This window comes from Streptomyces sp. NRRL B-24572, from assembly GCF_002156145.1.
Lineage (GTDB): Bacteria > Actinomycetota > Actinomycetes > Streptomycetales > Streptomycetaceae > Streptomyces > Streptomyces vietnamensis.
This window is the reverse complement of the sequence record NZ_MWIG01001118.1, coordinates 1-594: the sequence shown is the minus strand read 5'-3', so window position 1 is coordinate 594 and position 594 is coordinate 1. Positions and strand designations below refer to the sequence as shown.

Genomic DNA, 594 nt, shown 5'->3' with positions numbered 1-594 from the left:
CGGCGCCGTTCACCTTGTCGACGTTGCCCTGGAGGGGGATGTTCACGATGGCGCACTTCTTGATGTTGTGCTTGCCGGAGAAGTGGTTCCATCCGAGTTCGCCGTTGCCCACGCGCGTAGGGATCTTGCGTCCGTCGGGGTCGGTCGCGTTGCACTTGGCCCTCTTGTCCCAGTACGGGCCCGGGGCCGCATGAGCAGGGGCAACCGAGCCGAGAAGGAGCGTCGTTGCCGCAGCGGCCGGTAACACGATTCGAGTGATACGCCTCATAGCAGGATCTTCACATAGGGAACGGGTGAAGGGGGTGACAGTGCACCGTGCTCACCCGATCGGATCACCGTCCGCCGCGGGTTGCCCAGCCCAGCTCGCTGGTGGGGCTGTCACAGAATTGAGCAGGCGACGTTCGACCAGGCATGACGAACACGCTGCCGCCTCTGGCTCTCGCCCGTCACTTCTACGAGACCCGCCGGGAGGTCCTGGGCACCGCCGGGCTCCGGACGAAGCCCTGGTTCCGGCTCACCGACGACGAGCGGGCCGCGGCCGTGGCGGAGGCGTCCTTGATCACCGAGGCGCTGCGCCGCGCCGAGACGGAGCGG

Annotated in this window: 1 protein-coding gene; it reads left to right on the top strand. The window is 67.2% G+C overall.

Annotated features, from left to right (window positions below):
* Positions 1 to 411: 411 nt before the first annotated feature.
* Positions 412 to 594: hypothetical protein (locus CCN56_RS40690; protein ID WP_143664840.1), on the top strand; the 183-nt coding region annotated here is incomplete at its 3' end.